Raw genomic sequence first — 19,283 nt, 5'->3', positions numbered from 1 at the left:
CCGCGACACCAGATTCTCATCCAGATTGTCGCGCGCTTCTCATCAGAATTGTCGCGCCACACCTGCACAAAACCGCTTGAGAAGATCTTCACCGATCAGGCGCAGATGCTCCTCGAACTCGGCGCCTGACCAGATTGTCAGACTCTCTATGCCACTTGTTTTGGCAAAGATATGAATGGCGTCTCGACGCGTTGCGGATACAGCACCGCGTGTTACGAACTTGAGGGCGTCAACCTTCGTTGAAGAGGAAAGCATTCTCTGTATGTCATGCTCGGCCTTCTTCTGGGTAAGGCTGCCACGATTAACGCATTGAATAACCGTCCGCCGACGCGCGTCATCATCAAGCGGTTCACTGCCGACTATATCCCGCCCGTGATCACCCCCGCCTTGCCCGTACCAAGCGAGCTCGGTCCACCTAGCCCTGACATGGTACGCAAAGACGAGCCTCTCGAATTCGCTGCCGCTGAAATCTTCAAAATGAATTTTTTGAACTAAGCGTGAGATACTTCGCACCTGCCCCCCAAACATCAGCATTTAGCGCAGCCTATCACAGGCCGCGTTTTTTGTCGGGCATCGCACAGGAGCCGCATGATATCATTGAAAGAAGAATCGAAAGCTGAACAGCCGTGAGCCACCAAAAATATAAGCGTAACCACTGGGTGCCCAAAGCATACTTGCGAGCGTTTGCCACAGAGGGCGGCGGCGAAAAAATATGGACGTTTGGGAAGTCGGGCGGGGACCCGATGAAGCGGCCGATCTCGAAAGTGGCCGTCAAATTCTACCTGTATGCTCCCGGGCAAAATGGCCAGCGAGACTATCGAACCGAGCAGAAACTCAGCAACCTCGAACAGCTTTTTGGTACGCCGTTTTGGTCAGAGATCAGTTCAGGCTATGTCGATCTTGGCAATAAGGTCATACGCAAAGGCCTCGCGCTGCTGACTGCGGTCATGTATCTGCGCAACCCTACCGTGCTTGGTCAGACAGCAGAAATCCATAGTCAGTTCCGTTCGTTTTATATGGCCGTCGGCGAGCCCCCGGATAGAGTGGAGATTGCGGGGCGAGAGTACGGTGTTGATAAAGCATCCTGGCCTGCCTACCGAGATGCAGGCGAGGAGGACATCAAGCGGATGTGGCTCGACAGCTTGAACCAAGGGGCTTGGCTGGCCGAGCTGTTTTTAAAGATGAGGTGGGCAATCATCGCATCAGATCAGCCGGTCTTCATCACATCGGATAACCCGGTGACATTCATCCATCCCAGCCTGAAGTTCCGAGGACTGAAGAATGAGGAAACCAGCGTGATGTTTCCGCTGAGCCCTACGCGAATTCTGTATCTGGATAATCGTCAGTCTGAACCAGACGCGCAGTACTACGCAGTAGGCGGAAAAGGAGAGGCACAGAACCTGCTGATATGGCGCAACGCCATCGAGCATATGTTTTCGCATCGACATCCGGACGAGGTGTGCTCAGAAATGTTGGCGGACGCAGAAGCCGCATAAGTCGTACAGCTCTAGCACAAGCCGGGCCGGCCGTTTTGCCGGCGCGCTTCCTTTTCGATGGACAACGAAAGTACATCAGCTTGTCAGGCGACGCTCCCGATCTCGAAACGATGGCTGCTCTACTGAATTCAAGTGGACGCTACCGCGTGCTTCACCGTCTTGAACCCAGACAGGTCGTTGCGAAGCCAGATGGCTCGGAGACCCGATTGGGCTTGTTTGTCGATGTTGAAACGACCGGCCTCGACTCGTCAAAAGACGAGATCATCGAGCTGGCGATGGTGCCGTTCACATATAGCCTTGATGGCCGAATTTTCGAGATTCGAGATCCACTTCAGATGCTGCGAGAGCCGACCAACCCAATCCCTGCCGGCATTACGCTTCTGACTGGCATCACCGATGAGATGGTCAGTGGCCACACGATAGACCCTGCAGAGGTAGCAGCGTTCGCCGACGACGCGGCAGTTGTCATCGCGCACAATGCAGCATTCGATCGGCGCTTTTTAGAGCGCCTGAGCGATGTGTTCATTAGAAAGCCCTGGGCCTGCTCAATGACTCAAGTCGATTGGGTCGCTGAAGGCTTTGAGGGAACCAAACTCGCCTATTTGGCAATGGGCGCCGGTTTCTTCTACGAGCGGCATAGAGCGACGCACGATTGCATCGCGGCCATCGAGCTTCTCGCAACCCCGCTTCCAAAAACAGGCGTGCCGGCAATGGCCCGGCTTTTGGAGACAGCCCGGCGCGCAAGCTGGCGTATCTGGGCCGAGAATGCGCCGTTTGACAAGAAAGAGATATTGAAGTCTCGGGGCTATCGCTGGAACAGTGATGGAGCAATCAACCCTCGAGCTTGGTACATCGACCTCGAAGAGGGCCTGCGGGACGACGAGCTCGCCTTTCTGCGCGAGAGTATCTACCTACGCGACGTTAATCTGCCCATCCGGGAAATAACCGCCTACGAGAGATTCTCTGATCGTTTTTAGCCACTTTACGGATACCTGCGAAATAGTGCTTTCTGTAATGTCCTTGGGGATGGTCACGTGTATATTTCAAAACTTCAGTTGGTAAATTACCGGAATTTCGACCGGGCCAATATTTTGTTCAATAAGGGGATCAACACAATCATCGGAGAGAACGGCTCCGGTAAGACCAACCTTTTTCGAGCCGTCAGACTGCTACTCGACGATAATATGATGCGATCCGCCTATAAACTCGACGAGAAAGATTTCCATCGCGGCTTAGGCGATTGGCGGGGACATTGGATCATCATAAGCCTCGAATTTGAAGAGGTGTCTCAGGACGAAGCGATTCAGGCCCTCTTTCTCCACGGCACCGGGAATATCGAAGGTGTGGCGATTGGGAAGGCCACTTACAACCTGATCTTTCGGCCGAACATGTCCGTTCGCACGAGGCTTTCGCAGCTTAAAGACGGCGATCAAGCCGGACTTGCGACAATCCGAAAGACGCTTACCACGAACGACTACGAGACGATCTTCACGGGAAAGAGCACCGCCGATTTCACCGATCCTGCAGTCTACAAGACTCTCGTCGGCGATTTCGAGAACGTCACGTTCAGCGAAGAACTTGTGCATCCGGCAATCGGGGGGAAAGTGCCCGGCATGCTCTCCATCGCCAAGGAAATTTCGTTCACTTTCGTGCAGGCCTTGCGAGACGTTGTCGCCGATTTCCAGAACAATCGAACAAATCCGCTTTTGACATTGCTGAAGAGCAAAAGCGGCGAGATCAATCCCGAACTGTTCAAGCCGATCACCGGCTTGGTCAAAACCCTAAACGACACAATCGAGGGATTACCCGACGTCGTCGGGATCCGGGTCGACATTCGCGACACGATCAATGATGCGGCCGGTGAAACCTATTCGCCTTCGTCGCTATCGATTCGATCGGACCTATCCGACGAAGCGGACCAGTTGTTTCAGTCGCTCAAGCTCTTCGTTGGTGAGTCTGAAAAAGGATACGAGGGAGGTATCCACGAGCTCAGTCTCGGCGGCGCCAATCTGATCTACCTCACCCTCAAGCTGCTCGAATTCAAGTATCAAAAAACCAAGCAGTCATTTGCAAATTTTCTGCTGATCGAAGAGCCGGAAGCGCACATCCACACGCATATCCAAAAAACGCTATTCGACAAACTCAACTACGATGACACGCAGGTGATCTATTCGACGCACTCGACGCATATATCCGAGGTCAGCAATGTCGAGAATATCAACATATTGGGACGATCCGGCGTAAAGTGCGAGGCCTATCAACCGGCGGCTGGCCTGGTCCCGGATGAGATTGGTAACATCCAGCGATATTTGGATGCCGTACGCAGCAACCTGCTGTTTGCCAAGAGCGTCGTACTGGTCGAAGGCGACGCCGAAGAAATCCTCATCCCAATTCTCGTAAAGAAGGTCCTTGGGGTCAGCCTCGACGAGTTAGGGATTAGTCTGATCAATATCCGTAGCACGGGTTTTGAGAATGTGTCGGTTCTGTTTCACGACCTGCGTATTCGCAAGCGCTGCAGCATCATCACCGACCTGGACGCAACGTTCTTCGATACCACTCCCGACGCGGGAGACGACGACGCAACGAAGAGAGCAAAGGAAAAGGCCCTTAACGCTCAAAAAGTCGGGTTAAAACGAAAGGGAAAGCTGACAGAGTTTAGCAACGGCAATGGATGGGTGAACGTCTCGTTTGCGCCCCATACGTTTGAAGTTGACTTCATTGGCGCTGGAAACAGCGGCAAGGTCGTTAGCGTTCTGAATAGGGTCTACAAGGATGGCCCTACGATTGAGGAATCGAAGGTCGAGCTGGAATCGAAAGACATCGCGGTGTACGGCCAGCGGATATTGACGATCGCAAACCACGTCGGAAAAGGGTGGTTTGCAATCCTTCTCGGCAAGGCAATCGACCACCATACGATCATTCCTGATTATATTCTCGACGCGATACTTTTCGCTCACGGTCCCGTTAGTGACGCGATTTTTTTCAATGTCCTTAGCTATCGGTTGCGATGCATTGAGGAGAGTGGCCAAGCAGCCGCGGCCGAAGCCGCTGAGTTCAGAGAAAGGCTGGAGGCGTTCCGAGACGGCGACTTGGACTTTGACGCGATTCGCTCGGCGATGCTCGAAACCTTTACAGCCGACGAGATCAACGCGATCTTGGCTACGTTCTAGCGATGTTTGTCTGGAGTAAGAACGACCTCAATCCCGAGCAGGCAGCCGCGATCGCAGAGGAACGCAGCGTCTTTTTGGTTGCCTGCCCCGGCAGTGGCAAGACGCGCACCCTAACCTACAAAATCGCCGACCAGCTCTCCAAGCTAGAATCAGACAAGGAATGGGTCATCGCCATCACCTATACGCATAGGGCCGCCGACGAGATCCATGAGCGGGTTGCGGGACTTGGCGTCGACACCTCAAGGCTCTGGATCGGAACGATACATTCGTTCTGCCTCGACTGGATCCTTAATCCCTACGCCATCTATCATGATGCGCTGAAGAGCGGCTTTAAGGTCATCAACTCCCACGATTCGGAGCGTATGCTAACCGAACTTTGCCGACCATTTCGCTATCCAAACATCAGCTACTGGGATTGCGGACACTATTACACTTCGGCCGGCCGGGTTTTGGCATCGAGGCAGAAGAACAAGTTGCCTTCCGTGACCCAGGCGCTGGATAAGTATCACGCTAGCTTGGTCAAAAATCGGCAGGTCGATTTCGAGCTCATCCTCCGCTATGCACACGAGCTGGTGGCTAGCAATCCCTCGATCAGCATGCTGCTGGGCTCTATATTTTCCTACATTCTCGTCGATGAATTTCAGGACACAAAGGAGATCCAGTACGCGATCATCGCCGCAATTCTTAGGGCGGGCAAAGGCAAGGTCAGAACATTCATCGTCGGCGATCCCAACCAGGCGATTTATGACTCGCTCGGCGGTTACGCGATCACAGCAAACGAGATACGAAAATTGGCAGGGATCGAGCTCAAGGAGCTGGAGCTGTCTGAAAATTATCGCTCATCGTCCGGAATTGTCAGCTACTTCGACAACTATAAGGTCTTGCCGTCAAACATCGTCGCTGTCGGGAAAAATAGGGATTATCCGAGCCTCATATCGTTCAATTCTACCATTGAACGAGACGACCTTATTGAAGAGTTGGTCAGGCTGATAAAGTACAATGTTGAGACGATTGGCGTCCTTCCCAAGGAGGTCTGCATCGTCGCCCCATGGTGGATGCACCTGGCGAGTATGACCCGAAAGTTAGTGGCTGCGCTGCCAACCTATAGTTTCGATGGCCCTGGTTTGGTCCCGTTCGGCCGAGACCTCGACAACTTCTGGTACAAGCTATCGAGGATCGTTCTGACGGAAGCCTCGCCGCAAATGTATATGCGGCGCTTGCGGTGGGCTGGGGAAATTTTGTCCGCTTTGCAAGATGCCGGCATCGATACGAGCAACCTCTCGAAAAAATCGCTGCTCAGAGAGTGCAACTCCGTTTCGATTTTAGAAGAAGATGGGCTGAAATTTCTCGCTCGGTTTTTTGATGCCCTCTTTACGCGGCTCGGAATTGATTTCCGAGCTGTACCTGTATTGGTCGAACATCACGTCGCATTTTTCGAAAGCTCGAAGGAGCGTATCGACAAGCTTGCGAAGGAGGGAGCCGAATTCATCGGCGACATAGGCTCGTTCCGCAAGGTATTCGAGAACAGGTTTGGGATCACTGTTTCAACGATCCATGGCGTGAAGGGCGCTGAGTATGATTCAGTAATCGCCTATGCGCTGCTTGAGGGCATGGTGCCCCACTTCGCAGACCCGAACGGTGAGGATAGCGCCAAGAAGCTACTGTATGTAGTCAGTTCGCGCGCTCGCAAGAACCTCCATCTTATCTCCGAACGGGGACGCATAGATGGCAAAGGGGACGAGTACCAACCGACCGACGTGTTGCGAGACTACAACTTCACCTACGACACGATCCCTTAGGACACGGCGATCTGGACTTCGTGACCGTAGGGTTGCGGCTTCATAGCCTAGGTATGTACCGCTCTTGACTGCCTGATCGCGCCAGATAAATTCCATGCCGTGCCTTGAGAGAAGCGGCCCTGGGCATCTTGGCTAAGCCGCGTGATAACCGACGATGGGGGAGCCCTTACGTCGTAGACAACGAGCAGCACGGCTGCCCAAGACAACTCTTGAACGCATCAACTGGCCCGCTGACCCGCTCATGCACGTCTGCGGCCGAACGAACACGTTTGGAGATGGAGTCATGCGGATACAGAGTGGCTATTGGTGGGCGATTAGCATTCGGCAGGAGGATGATCGGCCCGAGATCATCGACGTAGGTTCTTATTCCTTTGGCCAAATGGCCAATCGCGTCGGAGATGCAGATCCATTCGACTTGATAGAATTCGAGCTACTGCAACGGCTTGATACGAGCCTCTGGCCAACGGAGGGCGCCATCGATCCATCGACAGTTCGTGAGGGCTATTGGTGGGCGCTCGACCCGGCAGAGAACGCATATCAGATCGTCTTGGTGGTCAAAGACAGAGCAATTCGAACCTTCAATGGCGATTTCGATAGTTGTCTGGACGAGTTCGAATTTCTGATGCCCCTGAATCTTATGCCCACGGCTCGCTCCGATCACTAGGGCCTGTCGCCGTCACGTTGGCGGCTTGAGCGTCGCTCCGAACCCTAGTCATGTCGCCTCCTGATCTGTTGCGCGACACGCTCCATGGCCAACCTTGATGAGTAGGCCTCGTTGCACATCCGAATGAGATAGCAACGAGCTGAACGGTGCGCGGACAGACGCAATTCTTCCGATGCGGCTATCTGAACCCCTTGATATCAGCGCCGCAACTCGGTTGAACGAACACGAGATCTAATCGTATAAACTCACCGCGAATGGTCCGTTAGCAGACGATTTCAACAACAGCGCTGTATTGGCGGTAGCCCTCTAGCGCTACCATCATAAACCCCACCAACTTCGTCACCTGGGCGCCTGCATCTCGGTGTGCCGACTGTCCTATTCGCACGTCGGGACAGCCCCACTACAATCCAAGCCAACGACGGGCCTTCCCCATATCACCGCGTCCCTTTATTTGGGACGAGATGCCTGTGGATGGCATTTCGCTTTGACTCACGCTGTGCATGCCGCCAGTCCTGATCGAGGATCAACGCAATGAAGAGCGATGCCCTCTCCTACCCTCCACGTGGCCTCTCGCGCGAAGAAGCGGCACGCTACGTTGGCGTTGGAATAACAAAATTCGACCAAATGGTCGCCGACCGACGTATGCCAAAGCCAAAGAAAATAGATAGTCGTGTAATCTGGGATCGCCTGAAACTCGAGGCGGCATTCGCCGATCTTCCTGGTGACGACGACGAAAATATTGTCGATTTTCTCTTGCAAGGGAATCATCGTGGACAATAGTCTGGGTCCTTGATGGAACAGCGTCTGAAAGACAAATATCCGGGCCTATCATGCTATAAGGATCGGCATGGAACGACACGTTGGCGCTACCGCGCCAGCGGGCGCCTGGTGTCGCTGCCAGCCCCCAACGAGCCAGGGTTCAAGGAAGCCTATCAGGCTGCGGTCGAGGGCCGAAAAATCCGCAAGGCTCCAGTCGTGATGATGCCAGGGGCCGCGTTGCCCGGAACCTTCGGAGCGGCCGCACAGAGGCTGAAGGCTTCCGTGAAGTGGCTGGCCCATGATGAGAGCACGAAAAGCAAGAACGGCCGCCTGATCGAGGAGTTCTTGGAACTGCGGGTCGTCCCCGACAACCCGCTCACGTGGCGGGATGTTCCTGTAAAGAATCTTCGTCGAATCCATGTCGAAGAGCTTCTGGGATGCTTCATTGCAACGCCGCACAAAGCCAAGCATCTGCTGGTCGCGATACGCAAGCTCGTTTATGTCGCGATGCGACAGGACTGGATCGAGATAGACCCCACCACAGCCGTGGAATGGCGTCCCGCCTATTCCGGGTGGAAGGCTTGGCCGCGCGAAGCCATGGAGAAGTTTGAGAAGAGGTGGCCGCTCGGGACTGCCGCGCGCACCTGCTATGGCCTCGCGCTTTGGCTGGGCAACCGTCGCGGCGATGTCGCTGGTCTGCGATGGGATCAGAGGGTCACACGCAGGGTTATGTTCGACGGCGAAGAACGTCAGTTCGACGGCTTTGACATCATTCAGGCAAAGAACAAGAGCAGGACCGGGGGCAAGCGGCTCTTCGTGCCGATTACACCCATGCTTGCCGAGATCCTCGATACCGCCGACAAGCGCGGTGAAACCGTTTTAGTGACCGCTTATGGCGAACCTTTCTCGGCCAAATCCCTAACCGGGACAATGGCGCATTGGTGCAAGCTTGCCGGACTTCCGAAAGGCCTGACGCTGCACGGCTTGAGAAAGTCGCTTGGCGTTTATCTCGCCGAGGCAGAGGCCTCGACCAGGCAGCTTATGGATGTGCTGGGTCACGACGACATTGACCACGCGGAACTCTATTCGCGCGAGGCATCTCAGGTTCGCTTGGCGGTGCAGGGCATGGATCGGGTCGTACGGCTGGTGACGCGCAAACCACTACTTGGCGAACCTTTTGGCGAACCTGTTGGCGAACCTGCCTGTAAGCCATTGATAAATAACGATAATGGTGGGCCCGGAGGGACTCGAACCCCCAACCAAGCGGTTATGAGCCGCCGGCTCTAACCATTGAGCTACAGGCCCCACGCGCGCTGGATTAGTGTTTTTCCTTACGCCGCACAAGGCTTTCCGGACGGGCTGGCCGAGATCGCCCAAATCAGCCCATATTCGCATCCTAGATGCCGGATGATTTCAGGTCTGTTCGACCTGAAATCTGAATCCGTCTCTAAATCAAAGAAGTAGAGCATGATGTCGTCCGAAATCCGCTTCACACTTTTCGGCATCATGCTCTAGTCGACAGGCGCGACTGGATCGCAGACCGAGGAGATTTTCATGACCAGACATCCTTTGCCGCTCGCACTTGCCGCCGCCATCGCTTTTCCGGCGATTGCCACCGCTGCCGATTCGCTGCCCCCGCCCCGCATCATCGTTTCGGGTGAAGGCCAGGCGACTGTGGCGCCCGACCTGGCGCTCTTGACGCTTAGCGTCATGCGCGAGGCCAAGACCGCACGCGCCGCACTCGACGCCAACAACGATGCCATGGCCGCCGTGATCGCGGCAATGAAATCGGCCGGGATCAAGGACCGCGACCTGCAGACCGCCGGCATCCAGATCAACCCGCGTTACAACTACACCAACAAGCCCGACGGCAGCCAGGAAGCCGAGCTTGTCGCCTATCAGGTGACCAACACGCTCTCCGTGCGCATCCGCGACATCGACAAGACCGGCGAGATACTCGACAAGGCGGTATCGCTCGGCGTGAACCAGGGCGGCGGCATCTCGTTCTCCAACGAGGATCCGAAAGCCGCCGTCACCGAGGCCCGCAAGAAGGCGGTCGCCGACGCCATGGCCAAGGCCAAGACGCTGGCCGGGGCTGCCGGCGTGAGCATCGGACAGGTGCTGGAAATCACCGAACAGAACATCGCGCCGGCGCCGATGCCGATCAATGCCAAGGCCTTCGATGCGGCGGGCGCCGCGGTTCCGGTGCAGGCTGGCGAGAACGCCTATGCCGTGCAGGTCACCGTTACCTTTGAGCTGAAATAGGCCTATCCAAGTCAGCAAAGGCCCGCGGCAACATGCTGCGGGCCGAACTGGCCGGTATCTTGATCAGCACCAGATACGAAAAACCCCGGAGGATCTGATCCTCCGGGGTTCTTTTCGAGCCGCACCCTTCCGATCTATGGGAAAGGGGCTCCTGGCTGACCTCGCAGAAGGTCAGCCGCTACCGATCTTTGCTTAGCGATAGATAACCGGGCAACCGCGCTCATTGGCGAACACGACCACCACCCGATCGCCATACTGGCGGCCGGCAACCTTCACCACGCGGCGATTGATGTCGACGATGCGAACGCGGTGCAGGCCCATGCGCTCGGCCTTGTCGAGGGCGCGCTCCGGCGAGCAGCGGCGCCAGCTGCGCTCGCGGCGGTAGCCGTCATCGTCGTCGCCGATATAAACACCGGTGCGGCGGTCATGATTGTTGCCGAAGCCGAGATAGATCGAGTCAGCATGGGCGGGCACGGCGGCAAGCGTGCCGAGGGCCACGAGACCCGAAAGGGCTGCCGTCTTGAACGTGTTGAACATTGTCTTCTCTCCTTGTTGAGGGCTTGCGCCCGTCTTCGTCGAACCGATGGGGGGAGAATGCTCCTTGCAGTCTGAACCCTTTGCGAACCGGCCGTTCATTTTCGGTTAATCTGCCGGACAGGTCGAAAGCAACCGCCCCTTCCACAGCTGCAAACGGCTTGGGACCCCAAAAACGTCCGGTCACCCCGCAACGGGCGGCGGCTACATCGGTTCCGTTTAGGGCTCGTCGTCGAGCATATAGTCGAAATAGTCGTCCGGCTCGGCAAGATCGGTCTCGCTGGCGCGGACGCGGCCGCGCATGGAGATGCCGGCTTCATGCACGGTCTCGGCACTTCCCGACACCAGCCTGTGCCACCAGTAGAGATCGTGCCCCTCGGCAACCAGCCGGTAGGCGCAGGTTTTTGGCAACCAGCTGATGGTGCGCACATTCTGCGGAGTCAGCCCGACGCAGTCCGGCACGCGCGCCAGCCGGTTGGCATAGTCCGAACAGCGGCAGCTTTGCCCGTCGAACAGCCGGCAGCCGACCGATGTCCAGTAGATCTCGCCGGTATCTTCGTCCTCGAGTTTCGACAGGCAGCATTTACCGCATCCGTCGCAGAGCGATTCCCACTCGGCCGACGTCATCGCCTCCAGCGTCTTGGTTTTCCAGAACGGGGTTTCCATTGTGGGGTGAGATGTGGCCCTCGCTGGCGGTGAGGTCAAGCTGTAGCGCCGCCGCAAATGCCGACCGCACCATACGAAAAACATGAAGTTGCCTTCAAAAGGCCGGTCAATCGTCCTTCTTGTCGGCAATGTCCACGAACCGGAACCAATCCGGCTGATGAAAGTTTGGGCAGGGATGGGACCCCACAAGGAGAATTTCTGATGAAACGCCAACCACGGGTACTGGCAGGTACGGCACTTGGCCTGCTGATGGCATCCGCGCCGTTGGGCGCATCCCCGCTGCAGGGCAACGCCGTTTTCGGCCCCTTGCAGCACACGGCCGCGCCATTGATCCTGGTCCAGGACGATCCTGCTGCAGATGGTCAGCAGACCGACCAGGAACTGCCGCGCAAAAAGAAGCGCAAGCAGGCCGAACAGGCGCCGGCAGAACAGGCTGCGCCAGCCGCCGAGCAGGCCGCACCAGCCGAGGAACAACAGCCGCGCAAGAAGAAGCGCGACCAACAGCAGCAGGCCGAGCAGGCTCCCGCTGAACAGGCCGCTCCGGCTGAAGAGCAGCAGCCGCGCAAGAAGAAACGCAATCAGCAACAGCAGATCGAGGCAGCACCGGCTGATCAACCCACCGAACAGGCCGCGCCCGCAACCGACGAGCAGCCGCTGAAACCGCGTAAGAAGAAGCGCGACCAGCAGCAGCAGATCGAAGCAGCGCCTGCTGAACAGCCGGCCGAACAGGCCGCGCCCGCAACCGAAGAACAGCCGCTGAAGCCACGCAAGAAGAAGCGCGACCAACAGCAGCAGATCGAAGCGGCGCCTGCCGAACAGCCAGCCCAGCAGCCTGCCGAGCAAGCAGCGCCCGCCGAACAGGCGGCGCCCGCGAACGACAACAATGCGCGCAAGAAAAAGCGCAAGCAGGACCAGCAGATCGAGGCGGCACCCGCCGAACAGGCGCCAGCCACCAAGGTTGCCCCTGCCGGAGAACCCGTGCCGCAGGCCGAGCCGGTTCAGCCCCCGGCCGATCAGCAAGCCGCTCCCGCCGAAGGCGAACAGCCTAAGGACCAGGCCAGGAAGCAGGGCAAAAAACCTGTCGGCGAACAGCCGGTGACAGGCGAGCAGCAGCCTGCGGCCGGCGAACAACAGCCTGCAACGGGTGAGCAACAACCCGCCAATGCCGAGCAGCCGGCGCAGGGCGAAGCCGTGGCCAATCCCGACGAAGCACCCATTCTGGACAGCCAGAAGGATGCCAAGCGCAAGCACCGCAAGGACCAGGGCGGCCAGAATAACGATGGCCAGAATGCTGGCGGTCAGACGGGCGAGCAACCCGCTCAGGACGGCACCCAGGCGCAGAACCCGAAGCCTGCCCCGGTCGACCAGGGACCACCACCTACCGACGACAAGTCGGCCCAGCAGGCAATCCAGCCTGAAAAGATCGCCCCGGTGACGGAGGAAAAGGGCAAGCGCGTCGAGCGTGCACCCGATGAGAACGTCCGCGACCGCCGGCGTCCGAAAGGCGTGGACGTCGTCAGGGAACTCGGCGACCGCGTCATCCTGCAGTTCAACAACCAGACGATCGTGGAAAGCAATGACGCTCCGCGAATGCACCGCGGCGCCCGGAATGTGTATTATGAGGATCTGTCGGGCGATCGCACCCGGGAAATCGTCGAACGTGACAATGGCGTCCAGATCGTCACCATCCGCAACCGCTACGGCGACGTCATCCAGCGTTCGCGCATCACGCAAGATGGGCGCGAATATGTGCTGAGCTATGTCGACGAGCGGCACTATGAGGATGACGGCGACTGGCGCGATCCGGGCGACGACCTGCCGCCGATGCGGCTCGACATATCCCGCCGGGACTACATCCTCGATTCCGAGGATGTCGAGAGCGACGACGACTACTACACCTTCCTCGAGCAGCCGCCGGTGGAGCGGGTTCAACGCCTCTACTCGATCGACGAGGTAAAGCGATCGGCCCGCGTGCGTGACATTGCCCGCCGCGTCGACCTCGACACGTTGAACTTCGAGTTCGGTTCGGCGTCGATCTCCGACACCGAGGTCCAGAAACTGGAAGGCGTCGCCAGTGCCATGGAGAAGCTGTTGAAGAAGAACCCCGCGGAAACCTTCCTGATCGAAGGCCACACCGACGCGGTCGGCACGCCGGAGGCAAACCTTGCTCTGTCCGATCGGCGCGCTGAAGCGGTCGCCGAAGCGTTGACCAATGCCTTCGGCATCCCGCCGGAGAACCTGACCACGCAGGGCTATGGCGAGGAGTATTTAAAGGTCAACACGACGGCGCCGAATCGCGAGAACCGCCGTGTCGGCATCCGTCGCATCACCCCGCTGGTGGCGCCGGTGGCAAGCAATAATTGATCCGTGTTTCCAATAGCTTGAGTAGCTTTCTGGAATCAGATCAGCAAGAAGGACCCATCCCGGTACATCGGGGTGGGTCGAACTGCGGACAGCAGCCTCGATTCAACAAGAATTGTAGCGACATTAGCGCCGGCTCATTGAATCGCGAGCCTGCTCACCCCAGATTCAGGGCTGGGCGTTCCCTGCCCCGTCCCGACTCCAGCGGGACGCATTGAGCCCCGCCGGCCCTCCCGGCGGGGTTTCTTTTGCGTCGCAATCAACGCGACGCGGTTTGGCCTTGCAAACCGCGGCAAGCTGACCGAAATACCCCATTCGATCGAGAAAACTGACCGGAACCGCTGCATGAAACGTCTCGAACTCGCCATCGAATCGATCATTCTCGCCTCCCGCTGGCTGCTGGTTGTTTTCTATATCGGATTGGCCCTGGCACTGGCCGTCTATGCGCTGTCCTTCGGCAAGAAGCTCTACGAATTCATCACGGTAGCCTTCACGCTCGGCGACACCGACACCATCCTGAAGATGCTCGGCCTCATCGATGCGGCGCTGGTCGCCTCGCTGGTGGTGATGGTCATCATCTCCGGCTACGAGAATTTCGTCAGCCGTTTCGACGAGAATGACGGCGAGGTCCATTGGCTGGGCACGATCGATGTCGGCTCGCTCAAGGTCAAGGTCGCCTCGACCATCGTTGCCATCTCATCGATCCACCTGTTGCAGGTGTTCCTGAATTCGGCTTCCTACACGACCGAGCAGCTGATGTGGCTGACCATCATCCACCTCGCCTTCGTCCTCTCGGCATTCATGCTGGCCTATATCGACCGGCTGATGGGCCTGGCCAAAGGCAAGAAGGCCGGGGAGTAGCGCCCTTCTCCCCGTTAACGGGGAGAAGGTGCCGGTTCATCCTCCGAAGCCGCTGCACAGCAGCGGCGAAGGACGGGCGGGCAGACGAGGGGCGGCGCCGACAGCGGGTGATCTCGCTAATAGATGCTTTTGACGTTCGTGGCCGAATTGGCAAACACCTCGTCGGGTACGAAAAAATCGCCGGCCAACGGTCCGGTCGCTCCGGGCGAATAGACAGAAAAATCCGTGACGCCTTCGGCGCGCAGCACCTCTTCGTCGATATAGAAATTGCCTGATGTCTCACGCGACGGCCGCAGGAAGATGGCGTGCGCGGCATCGGCCATGATATCGGGCAAACGGCTCATCGCCGCCACCGTCGCGCCGCCGAGCAGATTGCGCACCGCCGCCGTGTCGATGGTCGAGATCGGCCACAGCGAATTGACCGCAATCCCGTCCTTGGCGAACTCGGCGCTCATCCCCAGCGTGCACATCGACATGCCGAACTTGGCCATCGTGTAAGCGACGTGGTTCTTGAACCATTTGGCCTTCATGTCGAGCGGCGGCGCCAGATTCAGAATGTGAGGATTCTCAGCCAACTTCAGATGCGGGATGCACATTTTCGACACCAGGAAGGTGCCACGCGTGTTGATCTGGTGCATCAGATCGTAGCGCTTCATGTCGGTCTCCAGCGTGCCGGTAAGCTGGATCGCGCTGGCATTGTTGACGCAGATATCGATGCCGCCGAATTTTGCCACGGTCTTCGCGACTGCCTCGGCAACCTGCGCCTCCTCGCGGATGTCGCACAGCACAGGCAGCGCCTTGCCGCCCGCCTGCTCGATCTCTTCGGCAGCCGAATAGATCGTACCCGGCAGCTTTGGATGCGGCTCGGCGGTCTTGGCCGCGATCGTCACATTGGCGCCGTCGCGCGCCGCCCTGAGCGCAATCGCCAGCCCGATGCCGCGCGACCCGCCGGAGATGAACAGCGTCTTTCCCTTGAGCGACATTTCCTTGCGCCTCCCTGGCATCACAGCAGGCGCGAACCTTTGCGCGGCAGACCGCTACAGCGCAAGGCCCGACTGAACGGATATGGGGTTACGCAGCGTCGGGTCTAGACCAGCACGAGGCCCTGCCGCATGGCAATGGCGATCGCGTCGGTGCGGTTGGCCGCACCCAGCTTGATCAGGATCGCGGCGACGTGGAATTTTGCCGTGTGCACGGAGATATTGAGCCGCCGCGCGATCACCTTGTTGGGCGCCCCTTCGGCCAGCAGCGCCAGCACTTCGGCCTCGCGCGGCGACAGTGCCGGTCGGGCGGCATGCTCGTCGGAGAGGCCTTCCTCGAACGGCTCGCCATCGCCGGCATGAAAATCCCCGTGGCGCTCGCCACTGCCGTCGCCTGAGACCCGGTAGCCCGCCGCCGCCAGTCTCACTGCTGCCGCGATCAGCAGATCGTCCGCGCCCGCTTGCATGACTGCCATCACCTCGCCGGCAGGCTGTTCGCCGCCCGCGCGCCCTGACAGCAGCACCCGCGGCGTGGCGGCCGGCACGGCATCAGCACTGCTGCCGTCAATGATGGCGACGTCGGCCGCACCACTGCCGAGCGCGACCGGCAACAGATCGTCGGTCGCGGCAAGCGCGGTGGCCAGACGCTCGGCGCGGGCAGCATCACCAAGCGCGATCAGCACCACCAGCCGGCGCGAAGCGGCGCCGTCAGCCAGGATCCGATCGTTGGCGAGTGTGTCCATCAATGCCCTCAGCTCAACGGTTTCTCACCGACGGTGAGTTGAACGTCGCGCTCCTCGCCGCCACGCACCACACCAAGCGCCACCGAAGCGCCGGCGCTGTCCGGCCCAAGTTTGCGGATCAGTTCGCGCGGCCCGTGCACGGCCTCGCCGTTCCAGGAGACGATGATGTCACCGAGCGCAAGGCCGGCGGCTTTGGCCGGGCCGTTGTCGTCGAGGCTCATCACCATGGCGCCGCGCGCCGCGCCGTCACGGATCGGGTGCAGGCCGGCGCCGAGATAGCCGCGGGCGACGTGGCCTTTTTCACGCAGCGTCGCTGCGGCCCGCTCGATCGTCTCGTAAGGCATGACCAGGGCGCGGCCACGCGGCCCGAACAGCAGCATGCCGATCAATGCGCCCCTGGCGTCGAGCACCGGACCGCCCTCGAACCGGCCGCCGGCATTGACGGCAAGATTGATGCGCCGGTCGATGGTGCCGCCGCGCATCGAGCGCCAGGCCGGACCGACCTCGCCGACCGAACCCGACACGGCTAGCGCCGAGCCCTGGCTGCTGCCGATGGCAATGGCCAGATTGCCGGGCCGTACCGCGTCAGCCCTGGCAAGCGTTGCGGCACTGACAGCACCCGCCGGCTTCAGAAGGGCTACGCCGGTCGAGGGGTCGCGGCCGACCAGTTCGGCCTTCACAGACTCGCCCGAAGCCAACGTCAGTTCGATCTCTTCGCCGGCCTCGACGGCTTCCTCGGCGGTGACGAAATAACCATCCCGCCAGTGGAAAGCGCTGGCCGTGCGATGGTGATGGGTGGTGAAACTTGCCGTCGCCGGTGCTGCCGCAGCCGCGACATCGGCGATGGCCTCGGAAAAGGCACTGAGGTTGAAGTCGCTCATTTTGGTCTCCTGGGTTTCTTGCATGCCCCAGATATCGCTCGGCAACGCGCCCGCAGATACTCGCCTGACGGCTAGTTAAAGGTTTCACTGGCCATCTGGTCAGGTCGCGGCGGTTCGGGCCGCTCCGCACATATAGTCACGAACACGCCTGAAAACACGGAGCCCGCCAATGGCCCTCGCCGCCACCAAATTCCAACCGGACGACACCCTGCTCGACGCCTATTCGATGACGGTGGCGGACGCGGTCGACCGCATCGGCCCGGCCGTCTGCCGCATCGAGCGCATCGGCGGCCAGGGCGGCCACGGCTCCGGCTTCGTCATCGCGCAGGACGGCTTGGTCGTCACCAACTTCCATGTCGTCGGTGACGCCAGGACGGTGCGTGTCTCGATGCCCGACGGCGCCTCCCGCGAAGGCCGCGTTCTCGGCCGCGACCCCGATACCGACATCGCGCTGGTGCGCGCCGACGGCAGCTTTGCCGATGTGGCGCCGCTTGGCGATTCCAAGCGGCTGCGGCGCGGCCAGATCGCGATCGCCATCGGCAATCCGCTCGGCTTCGAATGGACCGTCACCTCCGGCGTCGTCTCCGCGCTCGGCCGTTCGATGCGCGCCTCGACCGGGCGGCTGATCGACGACGTCATCCAGACCGACGCCGCGCTCAACCCCGGCAATTCCGGTGGGCCGCTGGTGTCGTCGGCCGGCGAGGTCATCGGCGTCAACACCGCCATGATCCACGGCGCGCAAGGCATCGCCTTCGCCGTTGCTTCCAACACCGCCAATTTCGTCATTTCGGAGATCATCCGCTTCGGCCGCGTGCGCCGCGCCTTCATCGGCATCTCCGCCGACACCACCAACCTGCCGCGCCGCGCCGCTCTTCTGTCGCAGGTGTCAACGAACACCGCCGTGCGACTGCGCAGCGTCGAGAAGGATGGTCCCGCGGCCAAGGCCGGCCTGAAGGAGGGCGACATCATCGCGGCCATCGACGGCCGCCCGGTCACCGGCGTCGACGACCTCGTGCGCATGCTCGATGCCGAACGCATCGGCCGCGAGACGCTGTGCACCGTGGTGCGCCGCACCGGCGTCAGCCAGGTCACAGTGACGCCGGTGGCAAGGGCGAGCTAAGGCCTATCGCTGATTAAGCACCCGCCCGAGCAGCGACACCAGCAGCCGCGCCAGATCCCCCGTCGGGTCGAGGTCGGGATCGTAGATCGTCATGTCCATGCCGATGCAGCGCTGGTCCCCTGCCAGCGCTGACAGGATTACAACGAGATCGTCGGGGTCGATCCCGGGGCTGCCGGGTGAATCCACCGCCGGCATGATTTTCTGGTCGAGCACGTCGACATCGAGATGCAGCCAGTAGGGACAGCCGGCGCGCGCCAGCGTCGCCCTTGTCTTTTCCAGCACTCCAGCCGCACCGAGTTTCTGAACAGCAAAGACATCGATGCGCGTAATCCCGGTCGAATTGATGTCGGGCCAGGCAAAATCGGGATCGCGGCTCTCGCGCTCGCCGATCTGCACCGCCGCCTTATCGGCGACGAGCGGGCCGGCAATGCCGGGCCACTGCGTCAACAAGGGCTCGCCGCGTCCGGTGACAAGCGCCAGATCCATGCCGGCGGCCGAGCCGAGTGCAGCATCGACATCGTAATTGCCGGGATGGCGGAAATCGCTGTGGCCATCGACATGGACCAGCGCGACCGCGCCGGAGCGTCGCGCCGCCGCCAGCGCACCAAGCAGGATCGAACAATCGCCGCCGATGACCAGCGGAAACTCGCCTTGCCCGAGCGCACCGGCGACGATCTCGGCAAGGTCAAGGTTGAAGCGGCGGATCGCCGGACCGTTGCGTAGCCTTGTGCCCGGTTGCGGTTCGGTGCCGTAAGACGGCCTTTCGAGATCAATCACCCGCACTGGCGCCACCGCCTCAATCAGACCAGCTCGCTCAGAGCCTGCGGCGCCCGCCAGGTGCCGGGCACATGGCCGGGGTGCAGCGGCCGCAGGCCGAGATTGGAAGGCGCACGAACAAGGCAGATATCACGCATGCGGCAGGACCAGCTTCAACGTCGTCCACCCTAAACCGCGTCGCGTGATCCCGACCACAGCAACCGGCGC

17 protein-coding genes, 1 tRNA gene and 1 pseudogene are annotated in these 19,283 nt (G+C 59.6%); 12 read left to right on the top strand and 7 right to left on the bottom strand.

All coding sequences use genetic code 11. From position 1 onward, the window contains the following. Positions 1-267: 267 nt before the first annotated feature. The 8 genes and pseudogenes from ACWGTO_RS22590 to ACWGTO_RS22555 all read left to right on the top strand — a co-directional run. Positions 268-495 carry a hypothetical protein gene (locus tag ACWGTO_RS22590; RefSeq protein WP_454577012.1) on the top strand — a complete coding sequence of 76 codons (228 nt, stop codon included), beginning with the start codon at positions 268-270 and terminating at the stop codon, positions 493-495. Positions 496-626: 131 nt separating this feature from the next. Beyond that, entirely contained in the window at positions 627-1,496 is an 870-nt protein-coding gene (locus ACWGTO_RS22585) for a DUF4238 domain-containing protein (protein ID WP_454577011.1), read from the top strand. A 35-nt stretch (positions 1,497-1,531) separates the two neighbouring features. Further along, a complete protein-coding gene (locus tag ACWGTO_RS22580; protein ID WP_454577010.1) occupies positions 1,532-2,473 on the top strand; it encodes a 3'-5' exonuclease in 942 nt (313 codons plus the stop codon). Positions 2,474-2,530: 57 nt separating this feature from the next. Next, positions 2,531-4,666 carry an ATP-dependent nuclease gene (locus ACWGTO_RS22575; protein ID WP_454577009.1) on the top strand — a complete coding sequence of 712 codons (2,136 nt, stop codon included), beginning with the start codon at positions 2,531-2,533 and terminating at the stop codon, positions 4,664-4,666. Positions 4,667-4,668: 2 nt separating this feature from the next. Next, complete coding sequence (locus ACWGTO_RS22570) at positions 4,669-6,465, top strand: UvrD-helicase domain-containing protein (protein WP_454577008.1); 1,797 nt, start codon at positions 4,669-4,671, stop codon at positions 6,463-6,465. A 283-nt stretch (positions 6,466-6,748) separates the two neighbouring features. Continuing rightward, a complete protein-coding gene (locus tag ACWGTO_RS22565; RefSeq protein WP_454577007.1) occupies positions 6,749-7,129 on the top strand; it encodes a hypothetical protein in 381 nt (126 codons plus the stop codon). A 531-nt stretch (positions 7,130-7,660) separates the two neighbouring features. Next, entirely contained in the window at positions 7,661-7,909 is a 249-nt protein-coding gene (locus ACWGTO_RS22560) for a hypothetical protein (RefSeq protein ID WP_454577006.1), read from the top strand. 12 nt (positions 7,910-7,921) lie between these two features. Further along, positions 7,922-8,974 (top strand): annotated as a pseudogene (locus ACWGTO_RS22555) (tyrosine-type recombinase/integrase); the annotation flags it as partial. A gap of 143 nt (positions 8,975-9,117) precedes the next feature. Here the strand turns inward: ACWGTO_RS22555 and ACWGTO_RS22550 are convergent. Beyond that, a tRNA-Ile gene (locus tag ACWGTO_RS22550) sits at positions 9,118-9,193 on the bottom strand. Between the two features lie 249 nt (positions 9,194-9,442). Between ACWGTO_RS22550 and ACWGTO_RS22545 the strand changes: the two genes are divergently transcribed. Beyond that, the gene (locus tag ACWGTO_RS22545; protein ID WP_454577005.1) at positions 9,443-10,153 is read left to right on the top strand and encodes an SIMPL domain-containing protein; all 711 of its coding nucleotides are present in this window, start codon (positions 9,443-9,445) and stop codon (positions 10,151-10,153) included. A gap of 192 nt (positions 10,154-10,345) precedes the next feature. Here ACWGTO_RS22545 and ACWGTO_RS22540 read toward each other — a convergent pair whose 3' ends face one another. Next, complete coding sequence (locus tag ACWGTO_RS22540; RefSeq protein WP_454577004.1) at positions 10,346-10,690, bottom strand: hypothetical protein; 345 nt, start codon at positions 10,688-10,690, stop codon at positions 10,346-10,348. A gap of 216 nt (positions 10,691-10,906) precedes the next feature. Continuing rightward, on the bottom strand, positions 10,907-11,353 hold the full coding sequence (locus ACWGTO_RS22535; RefSeq protein ID WP_454577018.1) for a YcgN family cysteine cluster protein: 447 nt from the start codon (positions 11,351-11,353) through the stop codon (positions 10,907-10,909). A 1,095-nt stretch (positions 11,354-12,448) separates the two neighbouring features. On the opposite strand from ACWGTO_RS22535, the gene ACWGTO_RS22530 reads away from it, so the two are divergent. Then, the gene (locus ACWGTO_RS22530; RefSeq protein ID WP_454577003.1) at positions 12,449-13,717 is read left to right on the top strand and encodes an OmpA family protein; all 1,269 of its coding nucleotides are present in this window, start codon (positions 12,449-12,451) and stop codon (positions 13,715-13,717) included. 342 nt (positions 13,718-14,059) lie between these two features. Continuing rightward, positions 14,060-14,575: a TIGR00645 family protein gene (locus ACWGTO_RS22525; protein ID WP_454577002.1), complete on the top strand. Its 516-nt coding sequence runs from the start codon at positions 14,060-14,062 to the stop codon at positions 14,573-14,575. A 116-nt stretch (positions 14,576-14,691) separates the two neighbouring features. On the opposite strand, the gene ACWGTO_RS22520 is transcribed toward ACWGTO_RS22525, so the two are convergent. The 3 genes from ACWGTO_RS22520 to ACWGTO_RS22510 all read right to left on the bottom strand — a co-directional run bounded on the left by ACWGTO_RS22520 (position 14,692) and on the right by ACWGTO_RS22510 (position 17,179). Further along, positions 14,692-15,558: an SDR family oxidoreductase gene (locus ACWGTO_RS22520; RefSeq protein WP_454577001.1), complete on the bottom strand. Its 867-nt coding sequence runs from the start codon at positions 15,556-15,558 to the stop codon at positions 14,692-14,694. Between the two features lie 104 nt (positions 15,559-15,662). Then, a complete protein-coding gene (locus ACWGTO_RS22515; RefSeq protein ID WP_454577000.1) occupies positions 15,663-16,298 on the bottom strand; it encodes a response regulator transcription factor in 636 nt (211 codons plus the stop codon). Positions 16,299-16,306: 8 nt separating this feature from the next. Next, positions 16,307-17,179, bottom strand: coding sequence for a S1C family serine protease (locus tag ACWGTO_RS22510; protein ID WP_454576999.1), 873 nt, complete (start codon positions 17,177-17,179; stop codon positions 16,307-16,309). A gap of 169 nt (positions 17,180-17,348) precedes the next feature. Between ACWGTO_RS22510 and ACWGTO_RS22505 the strand changes: the two genes are divergently transcribed. After that, a complete protein-coding gene (locus ACWGTO_RS22505; RefSeq protein ID WP_454576998.1) occupies positions 17,349-18,299 on the top strand; it encodes a S1C family serine protease in 951 nt (316 codons plus the stop codon). Between the two features lie 3 nt (positions 18,300-18,302). Here ACWGTO_RS22505 and ACWGTO_RS22500 read toward each other — a convergent pair whose 3' ends face one another. Then, positions 18,303-19,082 (bottom strand): arginase family protein, encoded by a 780-nt coding sequence (locus ACWGTO_RS22500; protein WP_454576997.1) that lies wholly within the window; start codon positions 19,080-19,082, stop codon positions 18,303-18,305. Positions 19,083-19,283 lie beyond the last annotated feature (201 nt).

It is taken from the genome of Mesorhizobium sp. PL10 (assembly GCF_053714315.1).
Note: the sequence above shows the minus strand (reverse complement) of the source record. Positions and strands in the feature narration are given on the sequence as shown.

What these genes read in the sequence shown, in the direction of transcription:
- ACWGTO_RS22590 (WP_454577012.1), top strand. Translation starts at nt 268, where the DNA reads ATGCTCGGCCTTCTTCTGGGTAAGGCTGCCACGATTAACGCATTGAAT.
- ACWGTO_RS22570 (WP_454577008.1), top strand. Translation starts at nt 4,669, where the DNA reads ATGTTTGTCTGGAGTAAGAACGACCTCAATCCCGAGCAGGCAGCCGCG.
- ACWGTO_RS22565 (WP_454577007.1), top strand. Translation starts at nt 6,749, where the DNA reads ATGCGGATACAGAGTGGCTATTGGTGGGCGATTAGCATTCGGCAGGAG.
- ACWGTO_RS22560 (WP_454577006.1), top strand. Translation starts at nt 7,661, where the DNA reads ATGAAGAGCGATGCCCTCTCCTACCCTCCACGTGGCCTCTCGCGCGAA.
- ACWGTO_RS22545 (WP_454577005.1), top strand. Translation starts at nt 9,443, where the DNA reads ATGACCAGACATCCTTTGCCGCTCGCACTTGCCGCCGCCATCGCTTTT.
- ACWGTO_RS22540 (WP_454577004.1), bottom strand. Translation starts at nt 10,690, where the DNA reads ATGTTCAACACGTTCAAGACGGCAGCCCTTTCGGGTCTCGTGGCCCTC.
- ACWGTO_RS22535 (WP_454577018.1), bottom strand. Translation starts at nt 11,353, where the DNA reads ATGGAAACCCCGTTCTGGAAAACCAAGACGCTGGAGGCGATGACGTCG.
- ACWGTO_RS22525 (WP_454577002.1), top strand. Translation starts at nt 14,060, where the DNA reads ATGAAACGTCTCGAACTCGCCATCGAATCGATCATTCTCGCCTCCCGC.
- ACWGTO_RS22520 (WP_454577001.1), bottom strand. Translation starts at nt 15,558, where the DNA reads ATGTCGCTCAAGGGAAAGACGCTGTTCATCTCCGGCGGGTCGCGCGGC.
- ACWGTO_RS22515 (WP_454577000.1), bottom strand. Translation starts at nt 16,298, where the DNA reads ATGGACACACTCGCCAACGATCGGATCCTGGCTGACGGCGCCGCTTCG.
- ACWGTO_RS22510 (WP_454576999.1), bottom strand. Translation starts at nt 17,179, where the DNA reads ATGAGCGACTTCAACCTCAGTGCCTTTTCCGAGGCCATCGCCGATGTC.
- ACWGTO_RS22505 (WP_454576998.1), top strand. Translation starts at nt 17,349, where the DNA reads ATGGCCCTCGCCGCCACCAAATTCCAACCGGACGACACCCTGCTCGAC.